General features: G+C 38.2%; 17 protein-coding genes. 13 read left to right on the top strand and 4 right to left on the bottom strand.

The genetic code is table 11. The features are described from left to right. Positions 1-68: 68 nt before the first annotated feature. Positions 69-797 carry an SAM-dependent methyltransferase gene (locus tag AAU57_RS09405; protein ID WP_055412666.1) on the top strand — a complete coding sequence of 243 codons (729 nt, stop codon included), beginning with the start codon at positions 69-71 and terminating at the stop codon, positions 795-797. Here AAU57_RS09405 and AAU57_RS09400 read toward each other — a convergent pair whose 3' ends face one another. Continuing rightward, positions 798-4,463: a metallophosphoesterase gene (locus AAU57_RS09400; RefSeq protein ID WP_055412665.1), complete on the bottom strand. Its 3,666-nt coding sequence runs from the start codon at positions 4,461-4,463 to the stop codon at positions 798-800. It abuts the gene before it with no gap. 235 nt (positions 4,464-4,698) lie between these two features. Here AAU57_RS09400 and AAU57_RS09395 point away from each other — a divergent pair, with 235 nt between their 5' ends. Next, positions 4,699-7,584: a M16 family metallopeptidase gene (locus AAU57_RS09395; protein ID WP_055412664.1), complete on the top strand. Its 2,886-nt coding sequence runs from the start codon at positions 4,699-4,701 to the stop codon at positions 7,582-7,584. Positions 7,585-7,587: 3 nt separating this feature from the next. Here the strand turns inward: AAU57_RS09395 and AAU57_RS09390 are convergent, their stop codons facing one another. The 3 genes from AAU57_RS09390 to AAU57_RS15035 form a co-directional block, all read right to left on the bottom strand. Further along, positions 7,588-7,815 carry a hypothetical protein gene (locus AAU57_RS09390; protein ID WP_055412663.1) on the bottom strand — a complete coding sequence of 76 codons (228 nt, stop codon included), beginning with the start codon at positions 7,813-7,815 and terminating at the stop codon, positions 7,588-7,590. 77 nt (positions 7,816-7,892) lie between these two features. Then, positions 7,893-9,707 carry a hypothetical protein gene (locus AAU57_RS09385; RefSeq protein ID WP_055412662.1) on the bottom strand — a complete coding sequence of 605 codons (1,815 nt, stop codon included), beginning with the start codon at positions 9,705-9,707 and terminating at the stop codon, positions 7,893-7,895. Continuing rightward, positions 9,613-9,900, bottom strand: coding sequence for a hypothetical protein (locus tag AAU57_RS15035; protein WP_197275403.1), 288 nt, complete (start codon positions 9,898-9,900; stop codon positions 9,613-9,615). The genes AAU57_RS09385 and AAU57_RS15035 overlap by 95 nt, the downstream gene beginning before the upstream one ends. Positions 9,901-10,038: 138 nt before the next feature. Here AAU57_RS15035 and dnaK point away from each other — a divergent pair, with 138 nt between their 5' ends. From dnaK to AAU57_RS09330, 11 genes are all read left to right on the top strand, one after another. Beyond that, a complete protein-coding gene (gene dnaK / locus AAU57_RS09380) occupies positions 10,039-11,949 on the top strand; it encodes a molecular chaperone DnaK (RefSeq protein ID WP_055412661.1) in 1,911 nt (636 codons plus the stop codon). Positions 11,950-12,467: 518 nt separating this feature from the next. Next, positions 12,468-13,085: a hypothetical protein gene (locus tag AAU57_RS09375; protein ID WP_055412660.1), complete on the top strand. Its 618-nt coding sequence runs from the start codon at positions 12,468-12,470 to the stop codon at positions 13,083-13,085. Beyond that, the gene (locus AAU57_RS09370; protein ID WP_055412659.1) at positions 13,082-14,647 is read left to right on the top strand and encodes a hypothetical protein; all 1,566 of its coding nucleotides are present in this window, start codon (positions 13,082-13,084) and stop codon (positions 14,645-14,647) included. The genes AAU57_RS09375 and AAU57_RS09370 overlap by 4 nt, the downstream gene beginning before the upstream one ends. Beyond that, on the top strand, positions 14,648-15,364 hold the full coding sequence (locus tag AAU57_RS09365) for a dTMP kinase (protein WP_055412658.1): 717 nt from the start codon (positions 14,648-14,650) through the stop codon (positions 15,362-15,364). Beyond that, entirely contained in the window at positions 15,336-16,067 is a 732-nt protein-coding gene (locus tag AAU57_RS09360) for a hypothetical protein (protein ID WP_055412657.1), read from the top strand. The genes AAU57_RS09365 and AAU57_RS09360 overlap by 29 nt, the downstream gene beginning before the upstream one ends. 11 nt (positions 16,068-16,078) lie before the next feature. Beyond that, a complete protein-coding gene (locus AAU57_RS09355) occupies positions 16,079-16,534 on the top strand; it encodes a hypothetical protein (protein ID WP_055412656.1) in 456 nt (151 codons plus the stop codon). A gap of 32 nt (positions 16,535-16,566) precedes the next feature. Continuing rightward, positions 16,567-17,793: a type I restriction enzyme HsdR N-terminal domain-containing protein gene (locus AAU57_RS09350; protein WP_055412655.1), complete on the top strand. Its 1,227-nt coding sequence runs from the start codon at positions 16,567-16,569 to the stop codon at positions 17,791-17,793. A 207-nt stretch (positions 17,794-18,000) separates the two neighbouring features. Next, positions 18,001-19,500: an SIR2 family protein gene (locus AAU57_RS09345; protein WP_055412654.1), complete on the top strand. Its 1,500-nt coding sequence runs from the start codon at positions 18,001-18,003 to the stop codon at positions 19,498-19,500. 152 nt (positions 19,501-19,652) lie between these two features. Beyond that, a complete protein-coding gene (locus AAU57_RS09340) occupies positions 19,653-20,693 on the top strand; it encodes a PIN domain-containing protein (protein WP_055412653.1) in 1,041 nt (346 codons plus the stop codon). Between the two features lie 163 nt (positions 20,694-20,856). Beyond that, positions 20,857-21,123, top strand: coding sequence for an RDD family protein (locus AAU57_RS15265; protein ID WP_231717792.1), 267 nt, complete (start codon positions 20,857-20,859; stop codon positions 21,121-21,123). Between the two features lie 312 nt (positions 21,124-21,435). Next, positions 21,436-22,608 (top strand): sialidase family protein, encoded by a 1,173-nt coding sequence (locus AAU57_RS09330; RefSeq protein WP_156340092.1) that lies wholly within the window; start codon positions 21,436-21,438, stop codon positions 22,606-22,608. Positions 22,609-22,652: the final 44 nt, after the last annotated feature.

The following is a 22,652-nucleotide window of genomic DNA, read 5'->3' as shown; positions in this document are numbered from 1 at the left end:
GCTTTCGCGAAAGCGAACTCATCTACCATCCATCAAACAAAAAATCAACCCATAACTCCAGATCCATCATGGCAACACCTCACGGAAAACTATACCTGATTCCAGTAACCTTGGGCGATGTAGAACCGCTAGACGTCATGCCAGCATCGATCCAGCGAGTGGTAGAACTGGTGGATCACTACATTGTGGAGAACGAAAAAACCGCACGTAGATCCATCAAAAGTCTACTGCCTGAAAAGGAACAGTCCATACTTGAGTTTTCATTGATCAACAAGTTCACAGAGCCTTCTGAAATTCCATCCTTTTTACAGCCTTGCCTAGAAGGCAAACCCATGGGATTGATGAGCGAGGCTGGTGTGCCCGGCGTGGCAGATCCAGGTGCAGATGTGGTGGCGATCGCGCACCAAAAAGGTATCCAAGTCATCCCACTAGTAGGTCCCAGCTCCATTTTAATGGCCGTCATGGCCAGCGGTTTGAATGGTCAGAACTTTTCCTTTAACGGCTATTTGCCTATTGATAACAAGGATCGCAAACGTAGAATATTGGAATTGGAACAACGCTCCAAACAAGAGCAACAGGCACAATTGTTTATTGAAACGCCTTATCGCAATAACAAAATGCTTGAGGTATTGTGTAACAACCTCCATCCAGAAACGATGTTGTGCGTTGCCTGTGATATCACACTACCTACAGAATTCATTCTCACACAACCCATCTCACAGTGGAAACACAATAAAGAGGATCTTCATAAACGACCTGCCATCTTTATGATACAACAGCAGGATTTGAGGTTTTAGTTATTTGGATAAATAGATCCCGAAGGCCAAACGGCCGCCTTCTTCTCCCGTAAAATAGGAAATTGATCCTTTGATCAAGCCTGGAAATGCCAGTTCGATACCACCACCATAACTAGTATGGAATGTACTAACCGTATCTCTAGAGACCCAAACCCTACCTGTATCAATACCTACATAAGGAATCAATCGTAGCGGTAGTAATCGCGTTTTGATAGGTGCTGCGTCATATCTCAAATCCACGCTGGCATTCAAGGCATAATTACCGGTAAAGCGTTCCTGTCTAAAGCTGCGCAAGCCATTGGCGCCACCTAGACGTGCTGCTTGGTAAAACAAAGGTGCATCGCCCATACGCAATTGTCCTGCAATGGCAGATTTGATGATCAATCTGCGGTTATCATCTATGGCATTCCAAAAAGTCAATGAAGGATCTACACCTACAAAATGTTCGCCGTTGGCCAGATTATCCGTAAAGGAAAAGTCACCTTTAAGCCACATGCCTCGTGTGGTGAAACGATTATCGTCAATGCTCTTGAATTCATAATTGAAATATGCCTTGAAATAATCATCGCGCTCATTGTCCACATTAGTATATTCAGGAATGTTGGGCTCTACTTCGATACCTTCATACTGGGAACCAAATGTAAAACTGCTCCCATAATCTCCCATTTTGTAAATGGAGCCACCAATGGACTGGTGTTGCAAAAAGACCCGATTCACATCAAAATCAGTATCCTTATCAAAAGCGGAATCATTCCCGTAACCAAAAAAGTTCTCTGTATAATTATTGGTTGTGATGCCGGCATCTACTTGTAGATTCCATTGCCCTAGAACATTAGCTTTTGACCAGTAGCCATCAAAAACAGCCGCTTGCGTCAAAGATCTGTAATCCACATTCACTCCGTATTTGATGGTGAATGGATTGCGATCATAACCAATGGTAGCTTTTTCAATACCTAATTGCGGGCGGAATCCATCATCTGGATTGTACTCCATCTCCAGACTGAAAGTACTTTTATTAGCTGGTGATTTTCTGTGATCGTAATGGTTGATTTCATAATCATCTCTCAAGATATTGCGGGCATCGCTGGCTTTGCTCAAATCATTCTCCTCACTTTTGTAATCAAATATGGAAATACCTTTCCCGTTTTTGACATCATAAATATCCTTGCCTTTTCCTCCAGCAATCACAATGCGGATTTTACTGTCGCCATCACCAGTAACGATAAACTCATCATCATCATCAAGACCATAGATCCAGATTTCTTCGGTTTCATCATCGCTAAAAGTTCGCTCAAACAACACATCTTCAGACTTGCCGTCTTTGATGCGGTAGGCATTGATGGTGGTCTTCCCATTAGCTCGATCGATGGTGAATCGGTCGTCCTTGTCGGTTCCTTTCAGGGTTTGGAACTCTAGAAAATGCTTGTAGTATCGTTGCACGATGCTATTGAGATTTCGCTTTCGCGAAAGCAAATCCTGCTGTGTCTGCAGCCACTGTTCATCCTTGACCTCTTCAGGCATTTCATTGAAGGCTTTTTCTACCACTTCTGGAGTGATATTATCCTGAATGAATTGTACCTGCTTTTCCCAATCTTCCATGGAGGAGCGCTGCAATACGGCGCGATCCAGATGTATCGCACTACGGCTGAATTGTTTGATGTATTCAATATCTGGACCGTAATTCCCGAATTGCTTGGTACTGCCTATAGCGCCATTCATGAACTCCAATAACTTCCCATCAAATCGCGCGAAAACCTGATCTCTATCGCGCGGTATCGCTTCAAATTTGCTGTGGTCTTCATCGACCTTGATTTCAGCCCAGCGCCATTGATCTTCATGACGATCCCAATCGCCCAGCAACATATCAAATATTCTGGCGCGTATGTAAAGTTCCTCGTCAACGGTGTATTCCTCATCAGATCTTATTTTTTCAAATAGATCGTCGGTACTCTCGACATCTTCGTTATACCCAAACATATGTGCATTGTCAAAGCTGTCATCTGGCTTCTCCACGATCATGTATAAACGGTCTCCATGAGTTTCATTAAAATTCCCAAGGACAGGCTGCTTGGGAACGTAAAACAATTTAGGGTGCGTGTGGCTTAGCTTGATGGCTCCAGCTAATCGAGGCACTGCAAATGCACCATAAGGATGCGCTGCGGTATAAAAATCGCGTATCAATTTTTGTGGCAAAGTTTCCGCAAAATATTTGTCGGCATCCAGCTTATCATAGCCTGCACTTTTGAGAAACTGGAGCGCATCTTTTTCCAAAGCACGCATATTGAATTCTCTATCCAGACTGTCCACAAGACGTAATCCTTGAGTTTGATTACCACCACCAGCGCGCTCTACCTTGAGGCCGCCGTATAAAGTGTCCAGTAAAACGACCGGCGCTTCAACATCAAGACCATAAAGTCTGCGGTAGTGCTTGCCATAAAATTCTTCATAATCCTGATCGACTTCGGTTTCTTCTTTAGGATAGACGCTTGCCTTTACTGTTTTGGCGGTTACGGCTGGTAAACTAGCGATGTCATAATCTTCTTTAGGCTCAAATAAATCGGCGGCATAGACTTGTTCCAAGTCTCCATTTTCATTGACGATATGGAAAAAAACTTGCGAACTCTGATCCTGGAAAACGCGCAGTTCTGCAAACCCCAATTTACCAGCACTAAATTTCCCCTTTTTTCCCAAAGAAGCGACGTTGGTAGCGGTCACCGCACCTGAAATGATTTGCTTGATATTATCATGGTCCATGTATTGCAGGCTTTCTTCATGAGCAGATACCACAATAAGCCGATCGATTCCACTACCTATGGTCTCGATCTCTTCCATCAATTCATTCATTAAAGGATTATAACGATCCTGCGGATACAGACCTGCCTGTGATCTTACAAAACTGTATAGAAAGCCAACTCCTGGTAAGTAGGCGTTTTCCTGTTTGGGTGTGCTCAACATGCGCAACCCTAGCGTACCACCATGGACGCCATTAGTATACAAAGGATGATGCATGGCCAGTATCACGGTTTTGTGTCTTGCCTTTCGCACTGCATCGGCGAGGACCTTGATGAATTTCTCTCTGGTTTTGATCTCGCATTCATCATTGAATTTGGGATTTTTATCCCAGTTTTCAATGTACCACTCACTATCCACTACAATAAGATGCATACTGTCAGAGATATCCACTTCTTCAATAGGACACGCGTTCTCAGGCTGGAACGCTTCATCATCGTCCAGAAGTTCCTCGGTAAGCTCTTCAATATTTGTAAGACCTGAAATTCCTTCATCATTCCAGTCTTCATCGCCTGGCAGTACCAGTACATTCAGTTTTTTATCAGCGAGTAGGTTGAGCTGTTTGTTAAGCTGTTCTTTGTCTTTAGAATCCTCGTCCTTTTTACGTAGGGATTCGGCATCCACATTATCGCCCAGAACCAATACATAATCTTGCGGTTGTGATTGATCTGCAATGTGATTCACCATTTGATCAAATACGGATGGATCCTGAGCCTGATTGACACCTAGATTTCCTAAAAGATAGAAACTACGGTATTCTTCGTTTGAAGTAGAAAGTGTAGCGGTACCGCGCGTTTGAATGGCACGCTTTGCACAGGAGCCCACGATCGTGGCGGTCAAAACAACAAGAATAATGGATCGTAAAGATGCAGTCATTGGTTAAGAAAATTCCTGCGAAAGTAAAATTTTAGCTTCATTTCAGTTTTCACTTTAACGATAAGTGTTAAAAATATTCGTCGAGATACAAAATAGAGGTTGAGATGAGTTCTCTTTCCTGCCTGTCCGGCAGGCAGGCGCGAAAGCGAAATATTTAAAGAAACACCTTACAATATTATGAATCCACGTTTTCCGCACCTATTTTTAAAGCTTTCTAAACTATAACCCAGAAATTATGAAATTAACCAAGGTGTATTACGTGTTTGCCGCATCGTTGATTCTTGCCTGTTCTCCAAAAATGACAGACCAGAAAAAACCAGATGTTTCTACCGTAGACAATCAAGATGCCAGTGCGAGCGAGTCCATGACTCCAGCAATGCCTGGAATGGATCAAAAGATCCCAATGGATCCCAGCGTGCGCATGGGTGTTTTAGACAACGGTCTGACCTACTACGTGCAAAACAATGGTAAGCCAGAAGATAAGGTAGAATTGCGTCTTGCGGTCAATGCAGGGTCCATCCTGGAAGATGATGACCAGCGAGGTCTTGCCCACTTTATGGAGCACATGAACTTTAATGGTACTACTAACTTCCAGAAAAATGAACTGGTAGACTATCTACAGGGAATAGGTGTAAAATTTGGCGCTGATTTAAATGCGTACACAAGTTTTGACGAGACAGTTTACATCTTGCCTATTCCAAGTGACGATCCAGAGAAGCTGGAAAAAGGATTCACCATTCTTGAAGATTGGGCACACGGTGCGCTGTTGGAAACAGATGCCATTAATGATGAGCGTGGTGTTGTTCTTGAAGAATCCAGAAATGGTAAAGGTGCCAGCGACCGTATGAACAAGGTGACCATACCTGTTCAATTTTATGGTTCCAAATATGCAGAACGTTTGCCTATAGGTAAAGACGAGATTCTCAAAAATTTTGAACCGGCAGTACTTAAAAGATTTTACAACGACTGGTACCGTCCAGATTTGATGGCCGTGGTTGCCGTAGGTGATCTTGATCCAGCAATCATGGAGCAAAAAATCAAGGATCATTTTGCTGGAATTGAGCCTAATGAGAATCCAAGAGAACGTCCAACGTTTGATCTACCTAACCACGACGATACTAAGATTGCGATAGCGCAGGATCCAGAAGCCACTTTTGCCTCTATCAACGTGAGCTATAAAGATACTTTTGAATCAGAGCCTACGACAACGGTTGGTGACTATCGCGACGATCTTGTCAATGGATTGTTCTCCTTTATGATCAACAATCGTTTGCAGGAATTGACACAGAAGCCTAACCCACCATTCATTTTTGCGAGTAGCAGTTATGGTGGTACAGTAGCCAAAAACAAAAATGCTTATTCTTCTTTCGCAGGTTCTGCACCAGACGGACAATTAGGAGCCTTGAAAGCGGTTCTTGAAGAAAACCAACGTGTGAAGCTGTATGGTTTTGGCGAAGCGGAATTAGAGCGTGCAAAAGCGGCCTACAAGTCCAGTTTTGAATCTTTCTATGCCAATCGCGATAAAACAGAAAGCGGTCGTCTGGTAGGTCAATATGTGAACAATTACCTGAATGGTGGCGTTGTACCAAGTCCAGAATGGAGATATGAAAAGACGATGGAATTATTACCAGGCATCCAAGTAGACGAGGTAAATGCCAAAATCGAAAAATATATCCACGATGATAACAGAACGATTGTCTTTACAGGACCAACTACTGAAAACAAGCCTACTGAGGCAGACATCCTAAAAGTGGTCAATGAAGTAGCTACTGCAGAAGTCGCTCCTTATGAAGATACAGAAGTACGTGAAAATCTGATTGAAGAATTACCGGCTCCTGGTAGTATTACCAAAACAGAAACCAATGATAAGTTAGGAACCAAGACTTTCACCTTGAGCAATGGCGCTACCGTAACGATCAAGACGACTGATTTCAAAAATGATGAAATCCTGATGTCTGCCTACAGCTATGGTGGTACCAGTTTATATTCTGATGAAGATTACCTAGCTACCGTTTTTGCTAACGGCGGTCTTACGGAAGCTGGTGTCGCTGGATTATCTGCTACAGATATGGATAAGTACATGACTGGAAAACTCGTTAGCGTACGTCCATTTATAGGAAGTACCACAGAGAATTTAAGCGGATCTGCAACTCCACAGGATCTGGAAACCATGTTCCAATTGATACACTTGTATTTTACAGATCTCAACATGGATGAAGAAGCCTACAGCAGTTTCATCTCTAAGCAGAAGTCTTTCATAGGTCGCATGATGTCAAATCCGCAGACATATTTTAGTAATGAAGTGAACGAAATGCGTAATCAAGGCAACCCTAGATATGCTGGTTTCCCAGATGAGGCTGCCTATGATGCTGCAGATTATCAACGTGCTTATGAATTGTACAAGGAACGTTTTTCCAATGCTGGTGATTTCAACTTTTTCCTAGTCGGAAATGTGGATGAAGCTGCCGTGATGGAATTGTCCAAAAAGTATCTTGCTAACTTACCTTCTACCGGTGAGCAGGAAATGTACAACACCTTCGATTGGAAAGAAAAGCAGGGAACTCGTGAGATTACCGTAAACAAAGGAACTGAAGAGAAAAGTCTGGTACAGATGCGATGGGATTATGACATTCCAGCGTACAGTGCTCAGGAAGATCTAGCAGTGGACGCTTTAGGCGAAGCCTTAACCATAAGAATCATTGAAGTTTTAAGAGAACAAGAAGGTGGTATTTATGGTGGTAGCGCTCGTGGTAGCATGAGTAAAATTCCAGAACCAGGTTTCAACTTTAGCGTATCATTCCCATGTGGTCCTGATAATGTAGAGAAACTGGTTGCCGCTACTCAAAAGGAAATCGCCAATCTTAAGGAAAATGGCCCATCAGAAAAAGACTTGAATAAAGTTAAAGAAGGTTATTTGTTAGAGCGTAAGGAAGACTTGAAGTCCAACCGATTCTGGTTGAGCAACCTCGTCAACGCGAGCCGTGATCAACGTGATCCTAACAGCATGATGAACTTTGAAGCTGAGGTAGCCAAAATGACTACCAAAGACGTTCAGGAAGTGGCCAAGAAGTATCTTAATGAAGATTACATTCTTGCGATTTTGATGCCTGAGGAAATGTAAACCTCATTTCCAAAATATCAGAAAGCCCATCATTGATTTGATGGGCTTTTTTTGTGGCTGCTTTTCAGGTTTGATGAAGCGCTGAACAAAAACCTTTTCTCGACTGTCTGCTTCGACAGGCTCAGCACGGCGGCTTGAAACAGGTTTTACAAACTTTGGAACACGGATCTTTTCTTGACTTCCTACTTCGGCAGGCTCAGCACGGCGGCTCGAAACAGGTACGATAGACATTTGAAAACAACATTTTCTAAACTACCGCTCGAAACAGGTTTCATAGACTTTGGAAAACGAACCTTCTTGACTGTCGGCTAGAAAACGACTTTTGCATAGCCGCCTGATTGTTTTGACTTATACAGGACGCCAGTTCCTTTGCAAATGGGACAGGTTTGGGTTTCATAATGGTCCACCTCGCTTTTTGTGCCATAGACTTCCTTACCTGGTGCGACGTAGTAACTGCTATTGACTTTAGTACCACTCATCATCGCTACTCTATATTCGGTTCTTTTGACCTCGCCAGGTAGCGTATACAACAATACTTTTTTCTCTCTATATACGGGAACTCTTTTAACGGTAGGACAAGTTTCTTTATAGGAATTCATTCTGGTATCCCATGCGTAAATATCACCATCTGCAATGTTGAAATCCTGTGTGGTTCCAGGGCGATCGGTTTGTACGGTGATGACGCCTTTTGCTTTGTCTACACTTATGGGACTTAGGACTCTTTTCAAGGACTTGATATAGACATAGTGTTTCATGGACACTTCATTGATACCTATGGTTGCACCGGTTACCAAAGAGTTTTCCTTGTTGCCTACAAAATCGTAATTGTCGTAAGCAGGCTCTGTAAAAATATCCTTTTCAAAGGAATAGGCATTTTCTGTAGAGAATTTGCGCCCTTGTTTAAAATTCCCATTTTCAAAAGTTCCTGCCATCAAATCCCATCGTGCATTCAGGAATAATATCTCGCCACTTTTGCTGGATTTAGTGAGATTATATACACCAGGATAGTAATCGATGCGCGCGGTAAATCCTTGACCATGAAGCTTACCGTTTTTATACATACCTATCTCTACCATCGATCCATCTTCTCCTAATCGGTTGGTAACTGGAAATACTTTCACATGATATCCATCTTTTGCTATCTCACGATCTGCGTTTGCCTCCAGCACCTCTAGACTGAAATACCATTTCTTGTCCCAGTGCTCGTCTGGTACCATAAAGGCTTGTTTGGCTTCCTCGGTGACTTTGGATTTGCTGAACGCATCCACATCCCAGTCGTACTGATTGACATCCCAGTTTTCATTGAGTTCTTGAATGTCTGGTTTTTCTGTACAATCTGCTGGTTGGATGAATATGATTTTGTAATTAAGAACCGTGGCCCAGTAACACAAATTAGTCGCTCTATTGGCAATAAAAAACACGCCACCATTCCCAAATCTCTTTCTCAGACTCGTCATAAAACCGGTGATTTCCCAGCCTTCACTAGTATATAGAGTGCCCACATGTTGATAGCCCATATAGGAAACCCCATTGGGATAGGTTTGATAATTAGGAGTGTAACCTGGGACAGGCGTTACCATTCCTGGACTTTTTTCACCAAAAATAGGATGAGGTTCCTGTTTACCGTAATAGTATGTAAGCTGGCGGTACAAACTACCGTCTTCATTAAATGCAACACTTGAATAATGCTGCGCAGGCGCGGCATCCCACATTTTCTCTTCATACCACAATTGCCCATTGCCGTGATAGATAGGTACAGAATTAGGAATATAACCGTTCTTGTCTGGGCCTTCTGCTGCAAAGGGTGCATCGTTTTCCACGTATTTGAAAGGCGAGGCATTTTTAAATTCATAAAAGAGACCATTATTCTCCTTACACTTGGCCGAAAACCAAAGCTTTTTACCATAATGTGTAAACTCTATCCGATCATATTTTTTGCCTTCTTCCAGTTTTTTGGGGCTTATCAGGTTCTTTTCATGAATCGTCACTCTAGGCAGGAATTCAAAACCATTAAGATCAAATGCAGGGTTAAATTCTACTTGAGGTATGCTGTCGCCTACTTTTTGAGCCAGTCCATAACTTGCGATAAGTAGGACCACAAGGGTTGCTAGGTAATTTTTCATCGATTGGAATTTGTTTGAAATTATCAAAATCCTGGGACTGCGACAATAGGGCATTTGCCGTATCCCTTAAAAACCTTGTGGTGAAAACTTTTGAGTACCAATTAGTTCCTAGGGTTCTGTCCTGATGCTGGAATGGGAATTTCGCTTTCGCGAAAGCGAACTCCTTCAACATCTCATTGCTCCATGCTGACATGGTTCCTAACGCAAACACCAGATTATTCTGACAATTTGAGTGAGTTTCTGACAGCTTGTCATTTGAAATCTGCTGGCACAAACATTGACTTTAAGAGAGTGTCCAAGAAAATAAAATTGCTAACTAAAACATATTATAATGAGTAAAATAATTGGAATTGATTTAGGTACGACCAACAGCTGTGTTTCCGTAATGGAAGGAAGTGAGCCTGTGGTAATACCTAATGCAGAAGGGAAACGCACTACTCCATCTGTCATTGCCTTTGTAGAAGGTGGTGAGATCAAAGTAGGTGACCCTGCAAAAAGACAAGCCGTAACAAACCCAACCAAAACCGTTGCGTCCATCAAGCGTTTTATGGGTAACAAATTTAGCGAGGTTTCTAAGGAAGCTGACCGTGTTCCCTACAACGTCGTAAAAGGCGATAACAACACGCCACGTGTCGACATCGACGGTCGTTTGTACACACCACAGGAATTGAGTGCAATGATTCTTCAAAAAATGAAGAAAACTGCCGAGGATTACCTAGGAACTGAAGTAACCGGAGCGGTAATTACCGTACCAGCCTACTTTAACGACAGCCAGCGCCAGGCGACTAAAGAAGCTGGTGAAATCGCTGGACTTAAAGTAGAACGTATCATTAACGAGCCTACTGCAGCAGCGCTGGCGTATGGTCTTGACAAGAAAGATACGGATCAGAAGATCGTGGTATTTGACTTTGGTGGTGGTACGCATGACGTTTCCATCCTAGAATTGGGTGATGGTGTATTTGAAGTACTAGCAACTGACGGTGACACGCACCTAGGTGGTGATGACGTGGATGAGAAGATCATCGACTGGCTCGCAGACGAGTTTCAAAGTGCCGAAGACATTGACTTGAGAAAAGACCCAATGGCTTTGCAACGTTTGAAAGAAGCTGCAGAGAAAGCCAAAATCGAGCTTTCTTCAAGCGCACAAACCGAGATCAACTTACCTTATGTAACGGCTACCGCTAGCGGACCTAAGCACTTGGTAAAAACATTGACCAAATCCAAATTTGATCAATTGATCTCTGACCTAGTAAAAAGAACCATCGAGCCATGTGAAAAAGCATTGAAAGCTGCTGGATTGTCTAAGAGCGATATTGACGAGATCATCCTTGTAGGTGGATCTACTCGTATCCCAGCCGTACAGGATGCCGTTGAGAACTTCTTTGGTAAGAAGCCATCCAAAGGTGTGAACCCAGATGAGGTAGTTGCCGTAGGTGCAGCGATTCAAGGTGGTGTATTGACTGGTGATGTAAAAGACGTATTGCTACTGGATGTAACGCCACTTTCTCTAGGTATTGAGACTATGGGCGGCGTGATGACTAAGTTGATTGAGTCCAACACGACTATCCCAACCAAGAAGTCACAGGTATTCTCTACCGCAGCAGACAATCAGCCTAGTGTGGAGATCCACGTGTTGCAAGGAGAGCGCTCCATGGCGACAGACAACAAGACCATAGGTAGATTCCACCTGGATGGAATCCCACCAGCACGTCGTGGTACACCGCAAATTGAGGTAACCTTTGATATAGATGCCAACGGTATCATCAAGGTAAGTGCAGAAGATAAAGCAACTGGTAAGAAACAAGACATTCGTATCGAGGCATCTTCTGGATTGACTGAAGAGGAAATCCAAAAAATGAAGCAGGAAGCAGAAGCGAATGCTGAAGCCGATAAAGCAGCCAAAGAAAAAGCGGACAAGCTGAACCAGGCAGATCAAATGATCTTCCAGACCGAGCAGCAGTTGGAAGAATTTGGCGATAAGCTAGGCGACGACAAGAAAGCTCCTATTACAGAAGCTCTTGCCGACTTGAAAGCCGCTTATGAGACTAAAGAAATCGAGAAGATCGATCCAGCACTGGAAAAATTGAACACTGTATGGACCGCTGCCAGTGAAGAGATGTACAAAGCACAAGCAGATGCCCAAGGTGGACAACCTGGACCTGATGCCGGCGCTGCAGGTGCAGATCAAGGTACGGACAACACCAGCGATGTGGAAGACGTAGATTTTGAAGAAGTGAAGTAAGCAGGACGTTGGTTTTGCAACAGCAAAACTTTACGTATCGCTTATCCCAAACAAGCGGTAGCGCAGATTTGGGATCTTTATAAAGTAAGAAAGACTCTGATTAATTTCAGGGTCTTTTTTTTGAATTTTTGATTTTGCTTAAGTAAAACGCTATGTATCGCTTATCCCAAACAAGCGGCAGCGCAGATTTGGAACCTCTATAAAGTAAGAAAGACTCTGATTAATTTCAGGGTCTTTTTTGTTTTAGATATTTTTCGCTTTCGCGTCTGCTTTCCGGACTGGCAAGAAAGCTAAACAAATGACCATTACCGCAGCAAGATCATCCTAGAAAAACGTTTTGACACAACTGATAGTAAACGCTTAGACTATAAACATGCTGATAACCGCACTTAACGAAGTATTGCAGAGCGATTGACGATGCAAAGCTAGACCTTTGGAAACAGATAGATTGTGAGACTTAATTATGTAAATTGCGGTTATACAATAGTTAGCATCAATTAGGCAAGCCAAGGAAATTTATGATAATAGCAGCATTCGGAATCCCAGGAAGTGGAAAGTCCACAACTACAAAGGAGATTGGTAAAATACTTGATATTAAGACATTTCATGAACCAGAAGAATCAGATTGGGGAGAAGCAGTAAAAATGAGAAAAATTTGTGGGAATTTCAATGCTATTATGTGGTTTCGCTCAATTCGTGTTCCACACTATTATAAAGCAGATGAATTACGGAAAATTGGAAAATCAAGTATGCTAGACTCTAGCTATGACAAATTATTTTACTTGTATCATGATAAACCAGGATTAGAGTGGTTGTTTTCATCAAAAGACATATTTTATGATGAAATGGTTAGCATTTCCAAAAAAGATTATTTAAATCTGCCTGAAATAGATCTTCTTATACTATTTAAACTAAGCGAAGATAATTGGAAAAGATTTATAAACGATAGAAACAGAAATCTTGACAATGAAGAGGAATTCAAAAGATCATTTATCCTACAAGAAGCATTTATAAATGCTGCGAGAACATATTGCAAAAACACCAATTGTATTCTGTATGAACACTCTCAGTCTTATACCGATTCGAAAACTGAAGCAATCAAAATTGTAAATGACATAAAGAAATATTTTAATTGATTACTAATACTCTATACGGCTTGATTTCATCAAGTAAAGTCAACTTAAATGAAAAGTTTGCTTTACTACTTAAAGCATTTGATCAAGGTATTTGTCCGGAAACTATAACTTCTTTAGCATGTACATTTGTCATTTCATCAAAAAATGACAACCAAGTTGTAATTAGCTGGATTAAAGACAATGTATGTGAACTAGTATTTTTTGAAATAGACAATCTACATAGAATTTTATATTTAAATCAATTCCCTGATGATATCCGGAACCGGATTGCAAATAAAAAAGCTTGGCTTAGTAAAGATTTTACAGATTTTATAAAGTACTCTTTAAACCCAAAACACCATTCAATACTATTAACTAGCATTCTTGTTTTGATAAAAGAATATGGCTTAAATGATAATGACATAAAAAAATTAACTATCCAAATGGCAAATTCTGGCAAACAATACAATTATATGGAATCTGCTGATCTATCGGATAAAATTTTATTAAGAAGGTATCCAACTGGTGGCGTTTCTGAAAAAACCGCTCTAATAATGCCAAGTCTATTAAAGTGTCTTTCAAGAAAATTTAAAATAGCTTCTCCATTCTTAGTAGCTAAAACTTTAAGCTTTACAGGCGGAACTTGGGATAAACTAAATTGTATACCAGGTTTTTCTTTTCCACTACCAGGACAAGAAAGTATTGAGAAACTTGTTCAAGGTTCCGTATGCATGACTGTAACCAAAGGAGATTATAATCCTTCCGATAATAATTTATATCAACTAAGGAGTATAACAAATACAGTTAATTCTCTTCCACTAATAGTGTCAAGTATTGCAAGCAAACAAATTGCAAATCCAGTACATCAATTACTATTAGATATTCGATATGGTGAGAATACTTTCTTAAAGTCTAAAAAAGAAGCGGTCAAATTTTTTAAAATTACTAAGTCTATTTTAGAAAACAACGATATAAATTCAATAGCTGAATATACTAATTCAGAAATCCTAACTGGTAGTTCAATTGGCAACTACTTAGAAGTACTAGAAGCAGTATGTGTAATGAAAAATCAAACAAGCTATTCCTCATACATTTTCGACCAGAATGGAATTGATGTTCAAAGAGATCTCGTTATTGATTTCACAAGTACAATTATTTCTTCTTTTTCAAATGTTGATAAGAGAGATGTCTCAATAACGTGTCGAGAACATTTTGCGAAAGGAGATGTATTTGAAAGCTTCAAAGATTTACTTCTTAACCATGGAGTATCCCAAAATACCATTTCTCTAATTGAAGGCGATAAAGAATTTGTTCGAGGAAATCCATTAACTGAATATCAGATAAAAGCTGAAAAGAATGGAACTATCCGTTCAATAAACACAAGAAACATTGGCGAATATGTTAACTTCTTTTTAAGTGCAGGAACAAATATGTTTAGTAAATCAAGCAACTACTATAATGGAGTAATTATAAACAAACAAATTAATCAAACGGTAAAAAAAGGAGATAAAATGGCTACAATCCATAGTCAAAATAAGATTAATAATATTCACTTAACAAAATCATTTTTTGAAATTTACTAAATGAAAGGAAAAATAATAACAATTGAAGGCTTAGATGGATGCGGTAAATCGACTCAAATATCACTTCTTCAAAAATACTTTGCAAAGATTAATTTAAAACACAAGTTTATTCATTATCCTAAACTTAACGAAGGTGTATATGGAGAATTAATTGCCGAATACCTTAGAGGGGAATTTGGTTCTGTCGAGGCAGTAAATCCGAAAATTGTAGGTCTTCTATTTGCACTTGATAGATTGGAAAACAAGTCAATGTTAAATACTTGGCTTGAAGAGGGCTATTGTATTTTAATGGATAGGTATGTTAAATCTAACATTGCTTTTCAATGTGCTAAAGTCCATAACGAAAGTGAAAAAGCAAAACTAAAAGATTGGATTAATAATTATGAATTTGCGCATAATAAGTTACCCAAACCAGCCCTTTCATTTTTCTTAAATGTACCTTTTGAAATTATTGAAAAATCTTTGCTTAAAGACAGAACTGGGCAGGATAGAAAATATCTTAATGGGAAAAAAGACATACATGAAGACTCACTTAAATTGCAAAAAGAAGTTTTAGTAGAATATTTTAAAATGGTTGATGAAGAATCTAATTTCATTAATATCAATTGCGCGGATCCAAATAATTACTGGTTGGATCCCGAAACAATTCACACCAAGATCAAAACTCAAATTGAAAACATATTAGCGAATGGACATCATAAAGTATCTCTTAAATAAAAAAGTATATCTCTTAATTAACCTTATCATTCTATTCGTTGGATACATGCTTATTGAAAAAGGAGTAGAGTTAATCAAAGAAGATCCTACTAAATCCAACATACTTGTTTCTATTGGAACTTCTGTCATCGCAACAGGTATCGTAGTGTTTCTTGATCTTTGGAAAACCGTATCGATAAGTAAGCTAATGGAGAGAATTAAGAACATCATTAATGAAGGCGGATTAAACTTGCTATATAAGAAAAGAGACATCGACAGATATGATGACTTAATTAAAGACTTAGATACCAGCTTAGATATATGTGGTTATTCATTAGGTGGTTTCTTTGATAGTAATAGTGTAATTCTTCGAGAAAAACTTACGAATAAGAATATCAAAGTCAGAGCTTTATTTGTGGATTATAATTCTGAATCTGCAAAGATCAGAGCTCAAATTGAAGGTAAGTCAATTGATCTTTTCAGAACTAGATTCGAAACTTTCAAAAACTATTTTGATCAAGTATCAGGAATCGAAATAAGGATTATTCAGATTCCACTTTCATCAATGATTTACAGAATAGATAACACGATGTTCGTTGGTCCGCATTTTTACAAAAGACAAAGCAAATCTACATTGACAATGGAACTTAAAAAAGGTAAATGGATGTTTGATGAATATCAAAATGAATTTGAAAGGATGTGGAATGATGCTCAACCTGTTTAAATTTTGATATAATGAAGTTAATAACTATCATATCCGATCTAAAAGAAGGAGAACTATTTTGGCGCATTGCAAGAACGGATACCTTTGTCGATCTTCTTATGTTACAGTATCACAATGTAGCTAAATATGGTCTGAACTCTGAAAATGCTTGTATTATAATTCAAACTGCTATTAAAGCCATAACGAATTTTGAATTAGGCATTGTAAAGATAAAATCAAATTATAATAAGACAATTCAGGAGATAAGTGGAGATAGGAAAACAATAAATTTTAAAATTGAATCTATCATTCAGAAGGTAATTCTTGAATCTAAGCTAAAAGAAACGACTACCCCATTTCAAATTCTTCAATATTTTAAGGTTCTAAGTAATCTTGACTTAGGCAATTATGAAGTTGACATTTTTTATGATATCCTTATATCAGTAATCAACTCAGAGATAATACAAACTGATGCTAACAATATATAAGAAATAATAGCTCGTTCCTCACTACGCTTCTTATGCTAGACCGTTACCTGCAAGCTGAAAATAACCAACCGCATATGAAAAGATACATTAAAAACGGAAAAGAGTGTATTCTCTGTTCGAAGAGAAAAAAGTTAATCCATATTACACCAGAAGAAGTAATTCGACAAGAATTTGTATCGAAATTAGTAAATCAATTTGAAGTTCCTATTGAATTTATTGACGTGGAAGTTCCATTATCATATTATCAAAAAGGTAAAAGAGGAAGAGCCGACATTATTGTCTCTGGAATTGACCCAAAACTTAATGAACGAATTCCATTAATGGTAATTGAATGTAAAGCACCAACAATAGCACTAACTGATAAAGTTTTTGACCAAGTTATGAGCTATGATGAATTTTTAGAACCAGAAGTGATGATAATGACTAATGGAAAAGAAACAATAAGCCATAGTTGGGATGATGAGAAAGGAGATTACAGAGAAATCAAGGAAATTCCAATATATTCATATTTAATAAAAGGCAATGGAATTGAATTTGCAAAGGAATTTATTAATAATTGGGAAAGACCGAATCATAAAGCAGAAAAAAAGAAAAATCGAGAGCTACTTTGGGCTGATGGAAATATAGGACAAGACACAGATATAAAATATGTCCCTATTCTGGTTAATTTAGTTGGATTAATTTATGATGAAAAGAAAAAAACAGAAAATTTGGAACTGACCGAAAAAACTTTTGTTTCTGATGGAGGATTAAGATTTACAACTTTTGGAAATGCATCAGGTGGAGGATTTACAGGAGATTATCGCTACTTCATAGTCGAAAACGAAAATCAAGAAACAGAATTAGTTAGTATTTCTATAATGGGAAAAATTTCAACGAAAAATCATCCAAAATATGGAAATAGTAACGGACACACTTTATTAAATATCGCTATCGATGATTTTGAAAACAGTCATTTGTCACTTGAATACGCAATTGACCGCTTTGTAAAAGTAGAAAATGAAAAATACTCATTTTGGCACGATGGAACCTTAACAGTTGGGAAATTAGGTCGTGTAAAAAATATTGATGTTATTGACTTTATAAAAGTAAATTGTCCACATTTAATTAGAGACAATAAAATCTATTTAGGAACTGTTGATAATTCAGAAACTTTTACTTGGGAAAGTGAAAACGTGAGAAAATTAATTGCTAATCTTATTGATTATGGGTTTGTGCGAGATAAGTTTAGGCAAGTCCGAAAGATGGCCAGCACATAACAATGTATAAAAATAGGGCGAAAAGTGCTTAATCGAAAGGTCTGTGTGTATTTGTAAAGTTACCAAATTTTTAAATTTGAAGATTTTCCAAGTAAAAAGATAAATAGTAAAATTTAAAAATTCGGCTCGTACTTAACCGAATAGTTATTGCTAATTAACGCGCTACGATCCATATACAGAGACGTTGTGCCTCATTAAAACTGAAAAATGCTAATAGACGATATATTCAAAAAAATAAATATTCAAGACGGACATAGAGGCTACTATATGTTCGAAACCTTTATTCTTAATTTACTTAAAATTCATCTTGAAAAAGTAAAAAAACCATTTATCTCTCAACCTCGGAGAATTGGTTTCGATGCTTATGCACCTGAAGGTATTGAGGATATTGAAGGAGCTACTCAAATAGAGATTAAGTTTAATCTCGAAAGGTTTCCTATTAAACGTCTAATAGACCAGGTTATACATATTCAAGCTAAAATTAAAGAACCTGAACCGTTTGATAATCTACTAATAATTTCGCCTAATCCTATATCAAATAGATTTAAAAGCTATATACTTCATCGGATTGAAGACGAAAAATTACCTTTCAAAATTATAGTTTGGGGACCTGAGGAAGTTAATAGTATAGTAGCGAAAAACCGAAAAGAAGCCAATACTATTGCCAACAACCTTTTCTCTTTAAGAATTGAATCTGCGGTTGTTCAATCCTCAAAGGATTGGGAAAAAGAAAGACAAGAAAAAATTGAATTATTAAATAGATTGTATAAAAAAGGACAATTTTCTTTCTTCCTTGGTGCAGGCGTTTCAAGTAGTGCAGGAATGCCTGATTGGAATACACTTTTAAATTCTTTATTCGTAACATATTTAACGAACGAATTTGATAATGAATCAAAAATATTAGATACCGATATCGAGCAAATTGTTAATAGATTAAATCAAATTGATGAACCTTCTGCATTAATGGCGGCTCGGTATTTAAGAAAAGGATTAGATAATAGGAACACAGAGTCCGAACAGTTTACAAAAACAATAACTGAAAATCTATATAAGTTACGTGATACAGGAAAAGCTATTGATTCAGAATTAATAAAAGCTATTGTTGAAATGTGTATGCCTTTAAGAACAGGTGCAAAAGTAAAATCTGTTATAACATACAATTTCGATGACCTAATAGAAAGACAACTTGAATCACAATCAATTCAACATCACAGCATTTATTCAGATAATGACTTCATAGATCCTGATGAACTACCTGTTTATCACGTTCACGGATTTTTACCAGAAAACACTGATGCTTATGAAGGATTAGAAAAAAGCACATTAGTATTTTCAGAAGAAGGATATCACTTAATTTATTCTGACTCATATCATTGGTCTAACCTTGTACAACTTTCAAATTTGAGAGAAAATCATTGCTTAATGGTAGGTTTATCAATGACAGACCCTAATTTGAGAAGACTTTTGGATATTGCTTCAAGAAATAGTGACAAAACGAGACATTTCGCTTTTATGAAAAGGTTGACTATTGATAATTTCATAGAATCACAAGAAGGCACTGTAATAGATAATATAGATGGGGCAAAGAAATTTTTAGATAGACATCATAATTTGAACGAAGAGATTATGAGAGAACTTGGTGTTTCAATTATATGGTATACAACTTATGATGAAATTCCGAAATTATTAAGAGAAATCAAAAAATAACGAGGCACAACAATGGCTATAAGTAATTGCTTGTTCTCGCCTTCTTTTGAAAATCCTCACGGATTTTCAGCTTGGTGTGTACTTGCAAAAGTTAGTGCTAACCCACGCAACTACTCAAAGCCGAGACCGTTACCACACATTTGAATCAAACTATGGATATAATATTTTTAGATACTTCAATCTTCGAATCCAATAACTTTTTAGAAGGCAAAAGGATTAAAGAAGTATTTAAATTAGCCGAAAGAGGTCATCTTAAGGTCGTACTTCCTGAATTAACTTTTGACGAAACTCTAAATAGGATTTCAAAAAATGTTGAAGAGTCAAGCCAAAAATTCAACAAATATAGAAACGACACAAGAATCCTACGAAATGTACCATCACTCAAAGAAAAATTCGAGCCTTTTGACAGTGAAGCGGTGCAAAAAGAATTGAGAGATATTTTAAAAGATAAATTTATTGATTCCAAATTTGAAATAATTGATTATCCAACTATAAACATTAAAGATATATTTAGAAGTTATTTTGAGAAAAAATTTCCTTTTGGTTCTGGAGGTAAAAAGAGTGAGTTCCCAGATGCTTTTGCATTAAAATCAATTGAATTATGGGCAAAGGAAAATGACGTTAAAGTTTTAGCTTTTTCTAAAGACAAGGATATGCTAAACTATAAAAGCGACAACTTGGAAATTATTGATGATTTTGACTTGTATTTGAGTGATAAAATAAAAGAAATTGAAGGAGCATCTCACAAAAAACGACTCGACCAAATTGAGGATATTATTAAAAACAATCCTGACAGAATCAAGAAAGAAATAGCTGACTGGGTTGAAAATGAACTTGATGATGATTCAAAATATTGGGATTATTCAAATCACTACGAAGTTCACGATATATCAATTATTGAAGTTGATACCGATATCGAAGATTATAATATCACGAACGTATCAGAAGACTATATTTCTGTTGAATTAAGAGTTTGGGTAAACTATAAAGTCGAAATAATCATTGATGATGAGGAATATATGTATAAAGACGAAGACACTAAAGAATGGGTTTTCCTCGAAACAAAACCTGTTTTAGTTGATGAAATAAGATACATAGATGTTGACCTAATATTTGATGTCGAAGCAGATGATGATACGGTTTATGAACCCGAAATAGAATCAATTAATAATGGAAGAAAACTAAATGTATAAAAAACGTGTGGTAACAATGGCTATAAGTAATGGCGCCGTTCTCGCCTACTTCTGAAAATCCTCGAATAGTTTTACTTTAAAGATTTGCAAACTAAGACATTTAAACAAACGGTCTTTCATTCAAAAAACCATTCCCACAAATTTGAAGAACTTTATGCAACTTATGAAAACACAACCCAATATTGGAAATCGATTTTTAGCTGGATTTATAGATTACCTCATCATTTACACAGTCACATTTGTTTTGATTTTTGCCATTGGAGCACCTAATGATGAAGGCGGCTATTCCTTAGATGGCGCGCAAGCATTCATTCCTATACTTTTCTGGCTGGCGATGACTGTTGGATTGGAAAGCGGTTTAGGCGGCACCATTGGAAATTCATTAGTTGGGTTAAAGGCAATTCCACTAAGCGGTGTCAACGTAACCTGACCTTTATAGAATCATTTAAAAGACATCTACTAGACCCTATAGATATGTTCTTTTTTGGTTTAGTGGGAATTGTTACCATCAAGAATACCGAGATGAATCAAAGAGTTGGAGATTTATGGGCAAAGACCATTGTCGTACCTATGAAATCTCTAAACGAAAATGTAACGGATTAGGCAACGAGAAGAACGTGAAGTCACAATGGCCAGTAGAGATAGCTGGTTCTCTCTTACTTCTGAAAATCCTCACAGGTTATCAGTTTAATTCTTACGTAATGACAGGCAATCTATCTAAGTTGCCAATTTTTCAAATTTTATGAATCCATCCAAATCCCTTATCCTATTTCTATTCTTACAGTGTATGAGTTATGGACTACAGGCCCAAGAATCTGTAGTTCCTTTTACGGTGGATTCGATTTATGATTTTAATAAACCAAAGACCTTAGGGCTGCCTTTTGCCAAAGGATTAGAAACTGCAACCATATTTTCACCAACAGAACATCAAAACAAATACAATCATGGCGTGGTGTTATTTCCTTTCAAAGGATCGCTTTATGCACAATGGCAAAGCTCAGCCGTTGATGAAGATGGTGATGATACCCAAGTGTTTTACAGCAAAAGTTCCAATGGTATGGATTGGGAATCACCCAAGCCATTAACCCAAAAATGGAAGGATGGCATCAAAACCAGCGGTGGTTGGTGGAGTGATGGCGATACACTAGTAGCCTACATCTGCGTCTGGCCAGAGAAAGAAACTGCACCTAAAGAAGGCTACACGGAATATATGACCTCAACCGACGGTATTCATTGGAGTTTGCCCCAACGCGTGATGAATTCGCAAGGAACACCCGTAATGGGAATCATAGAACAAGATGTTCATCAATTGCCTAACGGTCGGTTACTTACGGCCTTTCATATGCAACCTGGATTAGTGGTAAAACCTTACTATACCGATGATCCGCTTGGGATTTCAGGCTGGACCGCTGGAGTGATGGAAAATATGCCAACCAAGAATCAATACATGAGCAGGGAATTAGAACCCAGTTGGTTCTATAGAACAGATGGTGCGATCGTTATGATTTTTCGGGATCAAGATAGTTCATTTAAAAAGTTGGCTGCTGTTAGCCATGACAATGGTGTGACATGGACCACTCCAATTATTGTAGATACACCAGATTCTAGAGCGAAACAAAGCGCCGGTAATTTACCTAATGGAACAGCATTCATGGTCAATAATCCGTCGGGTAAAAAAGATAGATTTCCGTTGGTTTTGACTTTAAGTAAAGATGGGTTGCACTTTGATAAAGCCTTATTGTTAAGAAGTGGCGCGAGTGATCTACAACCCATGAGATTTGAAGGAAAATATAAAAGACCAGGCTACAGTTACCCCAAAAGCGTAGTTTGGGGCGATTTCCTCTACGTTTCCTACGCAACCAACAAAGAAGATGTGGAGCTGACTAGAATACGTATTGATAATTTAAAGAATTAAAAATATAAATAAATAGCTAACCGCAAATGCCCAATTTCTCCTTT

The sequence above is a fragment of the Nonlabens sp. YIK11 genome (assembly GCF_001413925.1).
GTDB lineage: Bacteria > Bacteroidota > Bacteroidia > Flavobacteriales > Flavobacteriaceae > Nonlabens.
This window is presented reverse-complemented; position numbering and strand designations above follow the sequence as displayed.